This is a genomic window from Streptomyces sp. NPDC034085 (genome assembly GCF_055575555.1).
On sequence record NZ_JBVISL010000001.1, the window covers coordinates 935,330 to 949,762 of the forward strand.

General features: G+C 76.3%; 16 protein-coding genes and 1 tRNA gene. 8 read left to right on the forward strand and 9 right to left on the reverse strand.

Annotated elements, in window-relative coordinates:
• Nucleotides 1–45: 45 nt before the first annotated feature.
• The 4 genes from ACZ501_RS04345 to ACZ501_RS04360 all read right to left on the reverse strand — a co-directional run bounded on the left by ACZ501_RS04345 (nucleotide 46) and on the right by ACZ501_RS04360 (nucleotide 3,019).
• A complete protein-coding gene (locus tag ACZ501_RS04345) occupies nucleotides 46–687 on the reverse strand; it encodes a disulfide bond formation protein B (RefSeq protein ID WP_468792681.1) in 642 nt (213 codons plus the stop codon).
• Nucleotides 688–699: 12 nt separating this feature from the next.
• The gene (locus ACZ501_RS04350; RefSeq protein WP_361602530.1) at nucleotides 700–864 is read right to left on the reverse strand and encodes a DUF5993 family protein; all 165 of its coding nucleotides are present in this window, start codon (nucleotides 862–864) and stop codon (nucleotides 700–702) included.
• Nucleotides 865–942: 78 nt separating this feature from the next.
• A complete protein-coding gene (locus tag ACZ501_RS04355) occupies nucleotides 943–2,319 on the reverse strand; it encodes a sensor histidine kinase (protein ID WP_468792410.1) in 1,377 nt (458 codons plus the stop codon).
• 10 nt (nucleotides 2,320–2,329) lie between these two features.
• A complete protein-coding gene (locus ACZ501_RS04360; protein WP_361602536.1) occupies nucleotides 2,330–3,019 on the reverse strand; it encodes a response regulator transcription factor in 690 nt (229 codons plus the stop codon).
• 78 nt (nucleotides 3,020–3,097) lie between these two features.
• Here ACZ501_RS04360 and ACZ501_RS04365 point away from each other — a divergent pair, with 78 nt between their 5' ends.
• Nucleotides 3,098–3,667, forward strand: a complete 570-nt coding sequence (locus ACZ501_RS04365; protein ID WP_468792413.1) for a hypothetical protein — start codon at nucleotides 3,098–3,100, stop codon at nucleotides 3,665–3,667.
• 39 nt (nucleotides 3,668–3,706) lie between these two features.
• Here the strand turns inward: ACZ501_RS04365 and ACZ501_RS04370 are convergent, their stop codons facing one another.
• Both ACZ501_RS04370 and ACZ501_RS04375 read right to left on the reverse strand, forming a co-directional pair.
• Complete coding sequence (locus tag ACZ501_RS04370) at nucleotides 3,707–4,579, reverse strand: spermidine synthase (protein WP_361602545.1); 873 nt, start codon at nucleotides 4,577–4,579, stop codon at nucleotides 3,707–3,709.
• 25 nt (nucleotides 4,580–4,604) lie between these two features.
• Nucleotides 4,605–5,165, reverse strand: coding sequence for a hypothetical protein (locus ACZ501_RS04375; protein WP_468792415.1), 561 nt, complete (start codon nucleotides 5,163–5,165; stop codon nucleotides 4,605–4,607).
• 273 nt (nucleotides 5,166–5,438) lie between these two features.
• Here ACZ501_RS04375 and ACZ501_RS04380 point away from each other — a divergent pair, with 273 nt between their 5' ends.
• Nucleotides 5,439–6,761: a tetratricopeptide repeat protein gene (locus ACZ501_RS04380; protein ID WP_468792419.1), complete on the forward strand. Its 1,323-nt coding sequence runs from the start codon at nucleotides 5,439–5,441 to the stop codon at nucleotides 6,759–6,761.
• A gap of 69 nt (nucleotides 6,762–6,830) precedes the next feature.
• On the opposite strand, the gene ACZ501_RS04385 is transcribed toward ACZ501_RS04380, so the two are convergent.
• Nucleotides 6,831–7,427 (reverse strand): histidine phosphatase family protein, encoded by a 597-nt coding sequence (locus ACZ501_RS04385; protein ID WP_468792422.1) that lies wholly within the window; start codon nucleotides 7,425–7,427, stop codon nucleotides 6,831–6,833.
• Nucleotides 7,428–7,638: 211 nt separating this feature from the next.
• On the opposite strand from ACZ501_RS04385, the gene ACZ501_RS04390 reads away from it, so the two are divergent.
• The 3 genes from ACZ501_RS04390 to ACZ501_RS04400 are packed head-to-tail and all read left to right on the forward strand — an operon-like array spanning nucleotide 7,639 to nucleotide 11,710.
• Nucleotides 7,639–8,817 (forward strand): hypothetical protein, encoded by a 1,179-nt coding sequence (locus ACZ501_RS04390; RefSeq protein ID WP_468792425.1) that lies wholly within the window; start codon nucleotides 7,639–7,641, stop codon nucleotides 8,815–8,817.
• On the forward strand, nucleotides 8,805–10,379 hold the full coding sequence (locus tag ACZ501_RS04395) for a hypothetical protein (protein ID WP_362460950.1): 1,575 nt from the start codon (nucleotides 8,805–8,807) through the stop codon (nucleotides 10,377–10,379). The genes ACZ501_RS04390 and ACZ501_RS04395 overlap by 13 nt, the downstream gene beginning before the upstream one ends.
• On the forward strand, nucleotides 10,376–11,710 hold the full coding sequence (locus ACZ501_RS04400) for an AAA domain-containing protein (protein ID WP_468792428.1): 1,335 nt from the start codon (nucleotides 10,376–10,378) through the stop codon (nucleotides 11,708–11,710). The genes ACZ501_RS04395 and ACZ501_RS04400 overlap by 4 nt, the downstream gene beginning before the upstream one ends.
• A 155-nt stretch (nucleotides 11,711–11,865) precedes the next feature.
• On the opposite strand, the gene ACZ501_RS04405 is transcribed toward ACZ501_RS04400, so the two are convergent.
• Nucleotides 11,866–12,282, reverse strand: a complete 417-nt coding sequence (locus tag ACZ501_RS04405; protein WP_468792431.1) for a GNAT family N-acetyltransferase — start codon at nucleotides 12,280–12,282, stop codon at nucleotides 11,866–11,868.
• A 76-nt stretch (nucleotides 12,283–12,358) separates the two neighbouring features.
• The gene (locus ACZ501_RS04410) at nucleotides 12,359–12,964 is read right to left on the reverse strand and encodes an SMI1/KNR4 family protein (protein WP_468792434.1); all 606 of its coding nucleotides are present in this window, start codon (nucleotides 12,962–12,964) and stop codon (nucleotides 12,359–12,361) included.
• Nucleotides 12,965–13,247: 283 nt separating this feature from the next.
• On the opposite strand from ACZ501_RS04410, the gene ACZ501_RS04415 reads away from it, so the two are divergent.
• The 3 genes from ACZ501_RS04415 to ACZ501_RS04425 all read left to right on the forward strand — a co-directional run bounded on the left by ACZ501_RS04415 (nucleotide 13,248) and on the right by ACZ501_RS04425 (nucleotide 14,410).
• Entirely contained in the window at nucleotides 13,248–13,595 is a 348-nt protein-coding gene (locus ACZ501_RS04415; protein ID WP_361602572.1) for a hypothetical protein, read from the forward strand.
• Between the two features lie 157 nt (nucleotides 13,596–13,752).
• On the forward strand, nucleotides 13,753–14,346 hold the full coding sequence (locus ACZ501_RS04420; RefSeq protein WP_362460965.1) for a bifunctional DNA primase/polymerase: 594 nt from the start codon (nucleotides 13,753–13,755) through the stop codon (nucleotides 14,344–14,346).
• Nucleotides 14,337–14,410 (forward strand) — tRNA-Lys (locus ACZ501_RS04425). Before ACZ501_RS04420 ends, ACZ501_RS04425 begins: the two co-directional genes overlap by 10 nt.
• Nucleotides 14,411–14,433: the final 23 nt, after the last annotated feature.

Sequence of the window (14,433 nt, forward strand, 5' to 3'; positions counted from 1 at the left end):
CCGGGCGGCGGGAGCCGTACGGTGTTCCCCGCGCGGCGGAACCCCTCAGTCCAGGATTCCGACGTCGCGGAAGAACCGGTAGCGCGAGGGGTCGTCCGGCAGGAACCAGTGGAAGCCCTCCTCCAGGAAGACCGCCACCAGGTTGACGGCGATGACCAGCCCCAGGAAGCCCAGGACGAGCATCCCCGCCGTCCGGTACGGGCCGGGGGCGGCCGTCGGGACGGTCCGGGCGGCCGTGGCGTGGGCGAGGGCGAGGACGACGCCGATCGCGACGGCCGAGGCGGAGAAGAGGATCCACGCCCACACGTACAGGTGCAGGCCGAACGCCTCGCTGCCGTATCCCTTGTCGCCGGGGAGGACGTGCAGCATCGTCTGCCGCCACGCGGCGAAGGAGCCGCACATCACCGCGACCAGGGCCATGCCCCAGCCCGTCATGTAGTCCCGGCCCGTCACCACGCCGGCCGTCAGCGCGGTGCGGACGATGTACCCGGCGCCGGCCGCGGCCAGCAGCATGAACATCCGCTGCACGACGCACAGGGGGCAGGGGTACTCCCCCAGCCCGAACTGGTAGAAGAGGCCGCCGCAGACGACCGCCGTCCAGCCGGCGGCGAAGAAGCAGGCGAACCAGTACTGGACCCGCCCCAGCAGGCCGCTCTCCGGCGGCGCCTCCGACAGGAGGCTGTTCATCGTGGCCACGGGTCAGTAGCTCAGGTGGAGGGCGAGGCCGCTGGTGATGTGGTGGGCCATCAGCAGGAGCACGGCGACGAGCATGACCCACCAGGCGCCGAGCATCACGGTCCGGGACGTGTCCCGGTGCATCGCGACGAGGGTGGCGAGGAGCCCGCCGAAGATGAGGGTGTCCATGAGGCGGACCGTACCGACCTGCGGACTTCCGCCCCGCGAGGCGCGCCCCCGGGGGTACGCCGGTTGCCCCGGCCGGGGTCAGTCGCCCCGGCGCCTGCGGCGGGCCCGCCGCCCGCGCGCCCCGCGGTCGCCGCCCCGGGCCCGGTCGTCGAGCGCGATCCACACCCGTACCTCGGTCCCCCCGAGCACCGAGCGCCCCAGCCGTACGTCGCCGCCCGTGGACTCCGCGACCCGCCGGACGATGTCCAGGCCGAGCCCCGTGGAACCGTCCCGCGCGCCGTCGTTGCCGCGGCGCAGGGCGGCGTCCGGGTCGGCGATGCCGGGGCCGGCGTCCGAGACCAGGACGATGACGGCGTCCCCCGCGTCGTGCACGTCCACCGCGAAGGGGGTGGCCTCCGGGGTGTGCCGGAAGACGTTGCCGAGCATCGCGTCCAGGGCGGCCGCCAGCTCCGGGCGGGCCACCGGGATGCGCACGGTCCGGTCGACGCCCGCGAGCCGGACCTCGCGGCCCTCGTCCTCCGCCAGCGCCGACCAGAAGGCCATCCGGTCGCGGATCACCTCGGAGGCGTCGCAGCCGGCCGTGGCGGCCGCGGTGGGCGGGCGCTGCTCGCGGGCGGTACGGATGATCGTGTCGACCTCCCGTTCCAGCTGCTCCACCGCCGCCCGGGTGTGCTCGGCGGCCGGGCCGTCGCCGAGGGAGGCGGCGTTGAGCCGCAGCACGGTCAAGGGCGTGCGCAGCCGGTGCGAGAGGTCGGCGGCGAGCTCCCGCTCGTTGGCGAGGAGTTCCACGACCTGGTCCGCCATCGAGTTGAACGCGACGGCCGCCGAGCGGAGCTCCTTGGGGCCGTCCTCCGGCACGCGCGCCCCGAGCCTGCCCTCCCCCAGCTGGTGTGCGGCGTCCGCGAGCCGTTCGGCGGGGCGCACCAGGCGGGCGCCGAGCCGGTCCGCGACCGCCACCGAGCCGATGACGAGCGCGAGGCCGACCCCGCCGAGGACGAGCCAGGCCGTGGTGACGCCGTTGCTGACCTCGCTCTCCGGCACGTAGATCTCGATCACGGCGATGTCCCCGGAGCCGAGGGCGACGGGCTGGAGCAGCGCGGACCCCCCGCCGGGGACGCCGGTGGTCGTCGCCCGCCCGAGGGAGCGGGTCTCGGCCACCGCCTGCGCCGCGGCCCGGCCGTCGCCGAGGTCCACCGCGGCGGCGCCGCCGACCGCGGGCACGTGGACGGCCATCCGCCCGGCGGCGCCCATCTCGGTGGACTCCACGGCCCGGCGCAGCTGCGCCGGGTCGGTGGTGATGGACAGGGTCGGCCCCATGGTGGCGGCCTGCCGCTCGGCGTTGGAGAAGGCGCGGTCGCTGGCCATCTCCCGCACCACCATCGCCAGGGGCACCGCGAAGGCCAGGACCACCATGGCCGTGACCGCGAGGCACACCTTGACCAGCGCCCATCTCACGGCGTCCGCCTCACTGCGGTGGCTCCAGTTTGACGCCCACGCCGCGCAGGGTGTGGAGGTAGCGGGGGCGGGCGGCGGTCTCGCCGAGCTTGCGGCGCAGCCAGGACAGGTGCACGTCGATGGTCTGGTCGTCCCCGTACGACTGCTGCCACACCTCGGCGAGCAGCTCGCGCCGGGCCACGACCACCCCGGGCCGTCCGGCGAGGAAGGCCAGCAGGTCGAACTCGCGCCGGGTGAGGTCGAGCACGCAGCCGTCGAGCTCGGCCTGGCGGCGCAGCGGGTCGATGGCGAGCCCGCCGACGTGCAGCACGCGGGAGGGGGGTTCGGCCCCCGCGGCGGCGCGGGCGCGGCGCAGCACGGCGGCCATCCGGGCGGAGAGGTGCTCGACGGAGAAGGGCTTCGTCAGGTAGTCGTCGGCGCCGTCGTTGAGCAGCCGGACGATCTCGGCCTCGTCGTCGCGGGCGGTGGCGATGATGACCGGTACGTCGGTGATGCCGCGCAGCATCTTCAGGGCCTCGGAGCCGTCGAGGTCGGGCAGCCCGAGGTCGAGGATGACCACGTCGAAACGGTGGTGGGCGACTTCGCGCAGGGCCTCCAGGGCCGTGCCGACGCTCCGCACGGTGTGGGAGGCCTCGGTCAGGTGCCGGATGAGGGCGGAACGTACGAACTGGTCGTCCTCGACCACGAGCACACTAGCCATGGGCGCACGGTAGTCCATCCGGGGGACCCGGGGAGGTGCCGGGCCGGGTCTGTGACGGGTGGGGCAGGATGGGCCCCGATGCGACGAGGACCTGTACATGGCGTGGCCTGGGTGCTGGCGACCGCGGCCGCCGTGACCCTGACGTGGTGGGGCGTGCACACGGTCATGTCCGGAACGGCCTACGATCCTCCGCTCGCGGTGCCGTTGACGGCGCGGGCACCGTCCGTCCCGCCGCCGTCCTCCGCCACGCTGGGCCCGGAGCCGTCGCCGGGCTCCCCGTCCCCGTCCCCGGCGGCGTCCGCCTCCGCGTCCGCGTCGGCGCCCGCTGCGAGCGGCCCTTCGGCCTCCCTGTCCGCGAAGCCGAGGCAGGCGGCGCCGCCGCCCGGCCGGAGCCCGTACCCGGAGGACGGGCAGGGCGGCGGATCCGGCACGGTGAGGAGCTACGCGGTGTCGGGCGGGCGGGTCGTCTTCGACCTCGGGACCACCTCGGCGGGGCTGGTCTCGGCCACACCGGAGGCGGGCTGGCGGATGCAGGTATGGAAGCAGGACTTCTGGATCCGGGTCACCTTCACCCAGGGCGGCCGCGAGGTGTCGGTGTTCTGCACCTGGCACGACCACCCGCCGGCGGTGGAGATCGTCGACCCGTAGGCGGTGTCGACCCGCGGGCCGCGCCGCCCGTGGGCCGTGTCAGCGGAAGACCGAGGGCGGCGGCTGGGGGGAGGCCACCGCCGAGGCGTCCGCGACCGGGGCGGCGCCGCCGGTGAAGTCCGCGAGCGCGCGGCCGTGTTCGACCCGGCCGGGGTGCGGGTCGCTCGCCACGCGGCGCGTGAACTCCGCGACGGGCAGCTCCCGGTCGGAGGCCACGAGCACCGCGTTGCCGAAACGTTTCCCCCGCCAGACGACCGGATCCGCCGCCAGCGCCAGCTCCGCGAACCGGGAGGCGGCCGTGGCGATCTGGCCCCGCAGGTGCGCCAGCGGCGGGCCGTCCGCCAGGTTGGCCACGTACCATCCGGCGGGCGCCAGGGCCCGGCGTACGTCGTCCAGGAACTCCGCGCTGGTCAGGTGGGCCGGGGTGCGCGCCCCGCTGAACACGTCCGCGACGACCAGGTCCGCCCAGCCGTCCGGCACCTTCGCGAGCCCCGCCCGGGCGTCCACGGCCCGTACGCGGATCCGCGCCTGGGGGTCCAGCGGCAGGTGCTCCCGCACGAAGGCCACCAGGGCCCCGTCGATCTCCACCACCTGCTGTGTGGAGCGGGGGCGCACGGCGGCCGTGTAGCGGGCCAGGGTGAAGGCGCCGCCGCCCAGGTGCACCACGTTCAGGGGCCGGCGGGCCGGGGCGATCAGGTCGATGAGGTGCCCGATCCGGCGCTGGTACGCGAAGTCCAGGTGCTCGGGGTCCGCCAGGTCCACGTGCGACTGCGGGGCCCCGTCGATGAGCAGGGTCCAGGCGCGGGGGCGTTCGCGGTCCGGGACCAGCTCGGCGAGGCCGCCGCCCACCTGCCCGACGACCGGTTCCGCGCCGCCCCGGTTACCCCTGCTGCCCTTGCTCTTGCCTGCCACGCCCCCATTATGGCTGGTCAGCGCCTCAGCGGCAGTTGTCGGCCGCCTCGATCAGCCGGGCCGCCTCGCCGAGCGCGGCACGCAGCACCTCGGGGTCGGTGACCGGGCCCACCGCCTCGGGCGGCAGCAGCCAGCCCGTGCCGCCCGCGGTGGGCGAGGCGGCGTCGCCGAAGCGCATGCCGCGCCCGTTGGTCTGCGTACAGGCGCTCCCCGGCAGGTCCCAGGCGTCCGCGGTGCCGGGCGGGACGAGGAACCCGAGGGTCCCGCCGGAGCCGTCGTGCAGCACCGGGCCGACGCCGGGGGCGGCCTGCCCGGCGCCGCGGCGGATGATGTCCACCGCCTCCAGGCCCTGGCGGGCGGGCACGGTCACCAGGTCCGGCGCCGCGTAAGGAACGACGTACGAAGGGGCGGACACGGCGGCCGGTGACGGGACGGGCTCGACGGCGGTCGTCGCAGCCGGTGACGGGAGGGGCGCAGGGGCCGGTGACAGGACCGCCGAGGGGGCCGCGCCCGGGGTCGCGGCCGGGCTCGCGGCCGGGGAGGTCGCGCCGGGCCCGGGCGCGGTGTTCGTTCCGATGCTGTCCATGCCGGCCTCCACCAAGGGGAACCCCTCCTCGATCCGTATCCGCATGGGTTCAACGCGCGGAAGCGTCAACGGGTGCGGCGGCAAGACGCCGCAAAGGATGGCAGTTCATGGCGGATGACGGGTGAGATATCCGTTTTGTAGCCAAACACCGCATGAAGCACCCCTCGCCGGCGGTACGTTCATGCGCGCCGGAGCCCTGACTCCGGGGCGAGATCGACCGGGATCGACAGGGTCCTGCGGGACACCTGGGATTGTCCAGAGAGGCACACGTCCATGGCGGCGTCCCCCCACTCACCCAACTCCTCCTTCCGCCGGCTGCGCGGTCAGCACTCCCCGGCCGAGTTCGCGGCCATGGTCCGCCGCGCGGCCCGCGAGATCGGCGAAACGGTTTCCTGCGACGCCCGCTACATCGGCCGCGTCGAGTCGGGCGAGATCCGCTGCCCCAACTACGCCTACGAGCGGGTCTTCCTCCACATGTTCCCGGGCCGTACCCTCGCCGACTTCGGGTTCTCCCCCCGCGAGACGGTCCGCGGCCGGTCCGCGCAGCGCGCCCGGCCCGCTCCCCCGGTCTTCCCCCACCTCATCCAGCGTTCCAAGGAGAGCGACGTGCTGCGTCGCGCGTTCATGACGGGCGGCTCCGCGACCGTGGCGGCCGCGACCCTCAGCCTCACCCTGCTCGGCGACAGCCGCCGGATCCCCGCCCGCGCCGGGGAGGCCGAGGCCGCCGCGGTCGAGGACGCGGTACGCCAGATCCGGCTGCTGGACGACCGGCACGGCGCCGACGCCCTCTACCGGCGGGCGGCGCAGCCCCTGCAGACCGCCTACGCGCTGCTCGACGCGGGGGCCGCCCGGCAGTCCACCGAGGACCGGCTGCACGCGGGGGCCGGGGAACTGGCCGTCTCGGTGGGCTGGCTGGCGCACGACTCGGGCCGCTTCGAGGACGCCCGCTCGCACTACGCGGAGGCCCTGGCCACCGCCCGGGTCTCGGGGAACGCGGCCCTGGAGGCGCACGCCTTCAGCAACATGGCCTTCCTGGCCCGGGACCGCGGACGCCACCGCGAGTCGGTACGGGCGGCCCAGGCGGGCCTGCGCGCGGCCCGCCCGCTCGGCTCGCCCCGGCTGCTGGCGCTGCTGGCGCTGCGGGAGGCCGGCGGCTGGGCGGGGCTCGGGGACCGCAGGGCCTGCGAGGAGTCCCTGGCCCGGGCGCACGCGGAGTTCGCGCGGGGCGAGTGCGGCACCGACCCGGAGTGGATGTCGTTCTTCGGCGAGGCGGAGCTGGAATCCCTGGAGTCCCGCTGCTGGGCCGCGCTCGGGGAGCACGTCCGCGCGGCCCGGCACGCCCGGCGCGCGGCGGACCTCCAGGACCCGCACTTCTCGCGGAACGTCGCCCTCTACACGGCGGAGCTCGCCGAGAACCTGGCCCGCGCCGGGGCGCCCGACGAGGCGGCCTGGGCGGGCGGCCGGGTGCTGGACCTGCTGGCCGACATCCGCTCGACCCGGATCCGGTCCATGCTCGCGGGCACGGCCCGCACCCTGGTCCCGCACCAGCGCTCCCCGCGCGTGGGCGCCTTCCTCACCCGGCACGCCGAGGCCTGAACCGCCGCCTCGGCACCCCGGAGGCGACCGCGCGTCACCCGGCCCGGATGCCGCACACCGGAGCCGGGGTCAGCCTTCGAGGTGGCCGGTGTCGTTCCAGCGCTCCAGCGCGGGGGCCCCGTAGGCCCAGCCGAGGACGGACAGGGAGGTGGGGTCGAGCCGGATGCGGGCGCCGAAGGAGGCCTCGAAGCCGAGCCAGCGGGCGGCGAGGGTGCGCAGGATGTGGCCGTGGGCGAAGACGAGGACGTCGCGCTCCGCCGAGCGGGCCCAGGACACGACCTCGTCGGCGCGCGCCGCGATGTCGGCGACGGACTCGCCGCCGGGGACCCCGTCGCGCCAGATCAGCCAGCCCGGCCGGACCGCCTGGATCTCGGCCGGGGTCATGCCCTCGTAGTCGCCGTAGTCCCACTCCATGAGGGTGTCCCAGGCGTCGGCCTGCGCGCCGAAGCCCGCCAGGTCGCAGCTCTCGCTGGCGCGGACCAGCGGGCTGGTGCGCACCTCCAGGCCGCGCAGGTCCGCCCAGGGCTCGCGGGCCAGGCGCTCGCCCAGCCGCTTCGCGCCCAGCCGGCCCTCCTCCAGCAGCGGCACGTCCGTGCGGCCGGTGTGCTTGCCGAGCCGGGACCATGCCGTCTGGCCGTGCCGGGCCAGCAGGATGCGCGGGGCCATCTGTGTTTCTCCTGGTCAGAGGTGCTCACCCCGGGACGCACGGCGGGCGCGACCGGGACGGGGGATGCGGTCAGGGCGTCCGTCCATCATCGCCGACGCGGGCGGCCGGCGTTCCGGCCGCCCGCGGGCCCGCCCCCCTGGGGGCAAGGCGGGCTGGACCGTTTCCGCCGTATGACCACGATTGTCAGTGGCGGATGGGACACTTCCGCCCGTGAGCTCCTACCCGCCCAGCGGCCCGCCCCAGACGACGACACTGCGGCAGCGGCTCGCCGACCTGCGCGGCCCCGCCGTGCCGCCCCGCCCGCTCGACGCCCGGGCGCTCGCCGCTCTCGCCGCCAACCCCGGCTGCGGCAGACGGGCCCTGCTCGACGGCGCCGGAGTGGACAAGACCGCGCTCGCGGCCGCCCTGGGCTCCCCCGCCGCCTTCGGGCAGTCGCAGTTCGCGATCGTCCGCGGCAACTCCTTCGAGGCCAAGGTCAAGGGCGACGGCGGCGCCGAGCTGCTGCGGCTGACGCACGCCCGCCTGGGCGGCGCGGCCGAGCCGCCCGGGCGGGACGCGCGGGTGCCCGACCTGACCGCCGCCGGGCCCGAGGGGCGTGCCGCGCGGACGGCGCTGGCCCTGCGGGAGGCCACCGCCGCCGGGGCGTGGACGCTGCTGGACCACCCCATGCTGGCCCTGGAGGTCGCGGGCACCCCCGCCTACCTGGAGCCGGACGCCGTCGTGGTGCACCCCGACGGCCGCTGGACCGTCGTGGAGATCAAGTCGTTCCCGCTGATCGACGGGGCCGCCGACGCCGCGAAGGTGGGGGCCGCCGCGCGGCAGGCCGCCGTGTACGTGCTCGCCCTGGAGCAGACCGCCCGGAAGCTCGCGGGAGCCGAGGTGAGCCACCGGGTGCTGCTCGTCTGCCCGAAGGACTTCTCCAACGTGCCCACCGCCGCGCTCGTGGACGTGCGCCGCGAGCGGTCGGTGACCCGCCGCCAGCTGGAGCGGCTGACCCGGGTCGAGGAGCTGGCCGACGGGCTGCCGGAGGGACTCTGCTTCGACCCCGCGCGGCCCGCCGCCGAGCTGACCGCCGCCGTCTCCGCGGTCTCCGCCGCCTACGCCCCCGAGTGCCTCGCCGCCTGCGAGCTGGCCTTCCACTGCCGCGAGCGGTCCCGCGCCGCCGGGGAGCCGGCCGCGCTCGGCCGTTCCGTACGGGGCGAGCTGGGCGGCCTGACCACCGTCGAGGCGGCCCTCGCGGCGGCCGCCGGGGCCCGCTCCGGCGACGCCCCCGCCGACGATCCCACCGCGGCGGCGCTGCGCCGGGCGGCCCGGCTGCGCGCCGAGGCGCTGGAGGCGGCCGCCGCCCGACCCCCGTACGCACCGGAGAGCCCCGAATGCCCCTGCTGAGCACCCTGGCCCGGCTGGAGGCGGTCCGCGCGGGCCGCGCCCGGCCGCTCGCGACCGTGCGCCACCGCCACCTGGGCGAGCGGCCGCTGGTCTTCGTCCCGCTGACCACCGCCGGCGAGGCCGGGGCGCCGCTCGGCGCGATGCTGGGCACCGACCCGGACGACCCGTCCGTCTTCGTCATACCGCAGCCGCGCGACCGGGACCTGCGCTGGGAGTTCCTGGCCGCCCTGGCCGCGCAGGTGATGGCGTACGTCGACGCGTACGCGGACGTCGTGGAGCCGGCCGAGCGCACCGAGACCGACCCGGAGACCGGCAAGAAGGTCAAGGTGGAGGCCGAGCTGTGCGTGGACGCGCCGCAGATCATCGTGCCGAGCCGGGCCGGCATCGAGTACGTGCGCCTGCTGGGCCGCTCCATGCGCTTCCGCCGCACCGCCGAGGAGGACCCGGAGAACCCGTACCCGGCCCCCACCCAGGTGCCGCTGCTGGGCCGCTGGTTCACGCACCTCGCCGAACGCTCCCGCGTCCCCGGCTCCTCGATGCTGATGGCCGCCACCGAACTGCTCGGCCGGCACTGGGCGACCGGCCAGAGCAGCCTGGAGGACCAGCACCTGGGGGCCCTGCTCGGCTGGATCGACCCACCCGAGGGCACGTCCGGGGCCGAGCGGGCGCTGCACGTGGAACTCGCCCGGGACGGGGAGGGCCTGCTGCTGTTCCCGCCGGCCGGCCCGGCCACCGACCCGGCCTTCGACAACAAGCTGCTGGCCCCGGCGATCACGCGGTTCGACGCGGCCCGCACGGCGGCGGGCGGATCCCGCGACGCGGAGCCCGTGCGGCGCGCCGAGGAGGCCGTGCGGCAGCTGGTCGAGGGGCAGATGCGGAACACCTGGCGGCAGACCTGGGAGGCGATCGCCCTGCTGCGCGCCCTGCCCCCCGGCGAGCGCACCGAGGAGCGCTGGACCCGCGACCGCTGGTCCTTCACCGGCCACCGCGACCGGGTCCGCGCGGGCGAGCCGCCGCAGCCGCGCCGCGACGACGCGGTGACGGCCGCGCAGAAGCTGGCCACGCGGGAGACCGAGCAGGTGCGCCTCGACGCGCAGGAGGCCCTGGACGACCCGCTGGTCATGGCGGGCCGGCGGTTCGCGGGCGAGGCGTTCGCCGGGGAGGTCACCGAGGTGGTGATGGAGTGGACGGACGGCAAGCGCCCCCGCCCGCGCCCGCTGGTGACGGTGGCCACCGAGGACCGGCCGCAGCTGGCGGAGGAGGGCGGCGGGAAGGTGTACCGCTCGCTGGACGGGCGCCCGCAGGCCTTCGCGTTCGTACGGTACGAGGAGGACGGGCAGCTGGTGCTGCGCGTCCTCGACAAGATGGGCGCGGGCCGGGAGCCGGTGGCCGGCTCGGTGCCGGAGAAGGGCGACCGGGACTGCTGGACCCTCTTCGAGCACGACGCGCGCGGCGGCCCGAAGCTGCCCGACCCGGAGAACACCCCGTGGACGCACGGCGGCCCTCCGGGCTCCGCGACCGCCCCCGCCCTGGACGCCGTGACCGACGAGGACCTCCTGTGACCCCCGCCTTCGACCCCGGCGCGGCCGCCGGCCGGGCCACCGCCGCCATCCTCCACGACACCCTGCACGGCACCGAGCGGGGCGTCGTGGTGGACTCCCCGCCGGGGGCCGGCAAGTCCACGCTCGTGGTGCGCGCGGCCCGGGAGCTGGCCGCCGCCGGGCGCCGGCTGATGGTGGTCGCGCAGACCAACGCGCAGGTGGACGACCTGGTGCTGCGCCTCGCCGACGCGGATCCGGGGCTGAAGGTGGGCCGGCTGCACAGCAGCGACGGGGACGCCTACGACCCGGCGCTGCGCGAGCTGGCGTCCGTCACCCTGTCGGCGAAGCCGGCGGACCTGGCGGAGCTGCCGGTGACCATCTCCACCGCCGCGAAGTGGGCGTACGTCAGGGACGCGGAGCCGTGGGAGCACGCCATCGTGGACGAGGCGTACCAGATGCGCTCGGACGCGCTGCTGGCGGTGGCCGGGCTGTTCGAGCGGGCGCTGTTCGTGGGCGACCCGGGGCAGCTGGACCCGTTCAGCATGGTCGGCGCGGAGCAGTGGGCGGGCCTGTCGTACGACCCCTCCGCCTCGGCGGTCTCCACCCTGCTGGCGCACAACCCGCAGCTGCCGCAGCACCGGCTGCCGGTGTCGTGGCGGCTCCCGGCGACGGCCGCACCGCTGGTCTCGCGCGCCTTCTACCCGTACTCGCAGTTCCGCAGCGGCACCGGCCCCGGCGAGCGGCGTCTCGCGTACGGGGTCCCGTCGGACGGCTCGGGCCCGGACCGGGTCCTGGACGAGGCCGCCGAGTCGGGCTGGGGGCTGCTGGAGCTGCCGGCGCGGCACACCCCGCGCACGGACCCGGAGGCGGTGCGGGCGGTGGCGCTGGTGGTGCGCCGGGCGCTGGACCGGGGTGCGGTGACCTCCGACGAGCGGTCCGGGGGGCCCTCGCCGCTGACACCGGACCGGATCGCCGTCGGCACCGCCCACCGCGACCAGGCGGCCGCCGTCCGTTCGGCGCTGGCCGCGCTGGGCGTGGGCGGGGTCACCGTGGACACCGCGAACCGGCTCCAGGGCCGCGAGTACGACCTCACCGTGGTCCTGCACCCCCTGTCGGGCCGCCCCGACGCGACGGCGTTCCACCTGGAGACGGGCCGCCTGTGCGTGCTGGCCTCCCGGCACCGGCACGCCTGCGTGGTGGTGGCCCGGGCGGGGATAGCGGAGCTGCTGGACGACCACCCGTCGACGGAACCGGTCCAGCTGGGCGTGACGGTCAAGTTCCCGGACGGCTGGGAGGCGAACCACTCGGTCCTGGCCCACCTCGCCGAACACCGCGTCCCCTGGAGGCCGTAGCCGGGGATCCCGCCCGCCGGGCGGGGTGCGGCCGTGCGCTGTGAGGGGGGTGGGAACCGGCCGGCCGGCCGGTGGACGAGGCGGTGCCCGGACCCCGCTTCGCGGGGTACCGCGACCTCGTGGGGGCCCGGCCGGGTCGAGGACCGGCCGGCGCGCTACTGCTCTCCGTACGCCATCCACTTGGCGGGGGTGGCCAGCGATTCGAAGCCCGCGCGGGCGTAGACCTCGTGCGCGTCGGCGGTGGCCAGCAGGATGCGGCGGAGCCCGTAGGGGGCAAGCCGGGCCTTGACGGCGTCCACGAGGGCGCTGCCCAGGCCCTTGCCGCGCGCGCCGGGGTCCACGTACACGTCGCAGAGCCAGGCGAAGGTCGCCCGGTCGGTGACGACCCGCGCGTAGCCGAGCTGGGCGCCCGAAGCGCTGTCGTAGGCGCCGAAGTTCAGCGAGGCCGAAATGGCCGCGTCCTGCTTCTCGCGGCTGCGTCCGAGGGCCCAGTAGGCGTCCTGCGACAGCCAGCGGTGGACCAGCGCGGCGTCGAGCCGGTCGGGGTCGGTGGAGATCTCGTAGCCGTCCATCGGGCCATCCAAGCAGCGGCTGCCGGGGCCCGGCCAGCGGATATCGACGGGGCGGGGCGGGCCGGTCGCCGCCCGGTCAGGGCGCCGGAGGGCGGCCCGCGGTGCGGGGGCGGGCCCGGTCGGGCAGCAGGTCCCAGGAGTCGCGGCCGAGCCACTCGCCGAAGGTGGCCGGCCGGCCGGCGCCCGCGTGGTCGAGGGAGAGGGGGACGATGAGGTCGCAACTGGCGCGGCCGTCCCACCACATCGTGCCGGCGAGCGGTCCGGACACCGCCAGCAGGGTGGAGAAGCCGCAGCCGTGCTCCTGGAGGCACAGCGCACCCGCCGTCCGGCGGTCCTCGAACTCCTCGCACTCGGCGTCCCAGGCGGCCCAGGCGGCGAGGTAGGAGGCCAGGTCGGGGAAGTCCGCCTCGTCGGGCTCGCGCGCGCACAGCTCCGCGTCGGCCCGCGCGTACGAGTCGGGGTGCGGGAACGGCTCGGTCAGCAGGTCGCGCCGCAGCCGGTCGTCCCCCGGCCACCGCCAGCCGGCGTCGGTGCGCACCACGCGGTACCCGCCTGCGTCGTTTTCGGTGTCGCGCAGGTACGCGCGGTACTCGGCGGGGAAGCGGACGCCGAGTTCGCGTTCGGCGTCGGCCACCTCGGCCTCGGTCAGCGGCGGTCGCAGGGGGGCGGGGCGCGGGGGCACGGGCTGATCCTACGGGCGGCCGCGGGCGCAACCCGGTGTGGTCCTTGCGGCTGATGTCGAAGTGCCGGCGGAGGGTCTCGCCGGCCTCGCCGAGGTCGCCCTGCCCTTCCTGGACGAGCCGGAGTACGCCTCCGGCGCGAGGGCCTGGACGACGGGCTCGCGGGCGGGCTGGACGACGTCGCGGCCCTGGCGAAGGAGCCCGCCGCGGCCTGACGCGGCACCCTTGCGCGACGCTGGAGAATGGAGGGTGGCCCAGGATTCGCAGCGCAGCAGGAGGACAGGCATGGCAGAGCCCGAGCGGACCCGGCGCAGGCAGCGGCCTGCGCCCCTGCTGTTCGAGCCCTCGGCGGCCGCCACGGACCCGGAGCACTTCTTCGACCTGGAGTCGATCGAGGACCCGCGCGAGCTGCTGACCCGGGCCACCGAACTGACGCTGGCCTTCCGGGCGGCGCAGGACCGGGCGGTGGAGTTCCAGGCCCTGGCGGCGGCCCAGCTGGCGGACCCCCGGCGCTTCGACCGGCTCCCGCCGCAGGCCATCGCGGCGATCGCGGAATGGACCGAGGACTACGCCCGCAAGATGATCGAGTTCGGCGAGGACCTCCAGCGCGGCACCAGCCCCGACCCGGCCTGACCCGCCTCCGGCCCGCGCGGCGCGGGGCGGGGGCCCCTGGGCGACGCGCGGCGCGCAGTGGCATATGCGCGGCGCAACATACCCCAGGACCACCCGCCCCGTCCCGGTTTTCGGTAACTCCGCGGAACGGGAGCGCTACGCCCGGTACACCTGGCATATGACGACCCTGACGACGGCCGCCGGCTGCCCCGCCCTCGACGGCCCCGACGCACGCACCGCGCCCGCGACCCAGGTCACCCCGCAGGGCGCCCTCTGGCTGGCCTCGGCCTGTGCCCGGCCGCACGACACGCTCGCCGTCTGGCAGGCGCGCCCCGGGGCGACCGCCGTACTGCCCTGCGGGACCGCGTTCGACGTCGTCAACGTTCCGCTCGTGCTGGGCCGCCGGATGCTCGACCTGCTGTGGGAGCAGGGGCCCGGCTCGGGTCCGGCCGCCGTCCACCGCGGCCGGATGCTGCTCTTCGCCACCCCCGGTACGGCCCATCGGCTTCCGGCCCTGCTCGCGTGGGAGGAGTGGGGCCCGGCCGCCCCGGCTCCGCTCTGCCACGGCCACGGCGACGCCGTCACCGTGCCCCCGCTGGCCGCCGGTCCGGGGCCGTCGCGGTGGCTGGTGGCCCCGGACACCCGGCGGCCCTGGCTCCCCGGGCCGGACCCCCTGCTCTGGGCGTTCCTGCACGCCGCCCGGGGTCCGGTATCGATTTTCGGTTCGGCCGGTACGCCTGCTAATGTCTACGACGTCAGCAGGCGCCGCTAGCTCAGTTGGTTAGAGCAGCTGACTCTTAATCAGCGGGTCCGGGGTTCGAGTCCCTGGCGGCGCACAGACGGGAGAAGGCCCCCGCTC

Excerpts from the sequence above, each read along its gene's own strand:
- ACZ501_RS04375 (WP_468792415.1), bottom strand. The coding sequence starts at position 5,165 with ATGGACAGCATCGGAACGAACACCGCGCCCGGGCCCGGCGCGACCTCC.
- ACZ501_RS04350 (WP_361602530.1), bottom strand. The coding sequence starts at position 864 with ATGGACACCCTCATCTTCGGCGGGCTCCTCGCCACCCTCGTCGCGATG.
- ACZ501_RS04415 (WP_361602572.1), top strand. The coding sequence starts at position 13,248 with ATGGCAGAGCCCGAGCGGACCCGGCGCAGGCAGCGGCCTGCGCCCCTG.
- ACZ501_RS04420 (WP_362460965.1), top strand. The coding sequence starts at position 13,753 with ATGACGACCCTGACGACGGCCGCCGGCTGCCCCGCCCTCGACGGCCCC.
- ACZ501_RS04395 (WP_362460950.1), top strand. The coding sequence starts at position 8,805 with ATGCCCCTGCTGAGCACCCTGGCCCGGCTGGAGGCGGTCCGCGCGGGC.
- ACZ501_RS04405 (WP_468792431.1), bottom strand. The coding sequence starts at position 12,282 with ATGGACGGCTACGAGATCTCCACCGACCCCGACCGGCTCGACGCCGCG.
- ACZ501_RS04385 (WP_468792422.1), bottom strand. The coding sequence starts at position 7,427 with ATGGCCCCGCGCATCCTGCTGGCCCGGCACGGCCAGACGGCATGGTCC.
- ACZ501_RS04360 (WP_361602536.1), bottom strand. The coding sequence starts at position 3,019 with ATGGCTAGTGTGCTCGTGGTCGAGGACGACCAGTTCGTACGTTCCGCC.
- ACZ501_RS04365 (WP_468792413.1), top strand. The coding sequence starts at position 3,098 with ATGCGACGAGGACCTGTACATGGCGTGGCCTGGGTGCTGGCGACCGCG.
- ACZ501_RS04345 (WP_468792681.1), bottom strand. The coding sequence starts at position 687 with ATGAACAGCCTCCTGTCGGAGGCGCCGCCGGAGAGCGGCCTGCTGGGG.
- ACZ501_RS04380 (WP_468792419.1), top strand. The coding sequence starts at position 5,439 with ATGGCGGCGTCCCCCCACTCACCCAACTCCTCCTTCCGCCGGCTGCGC.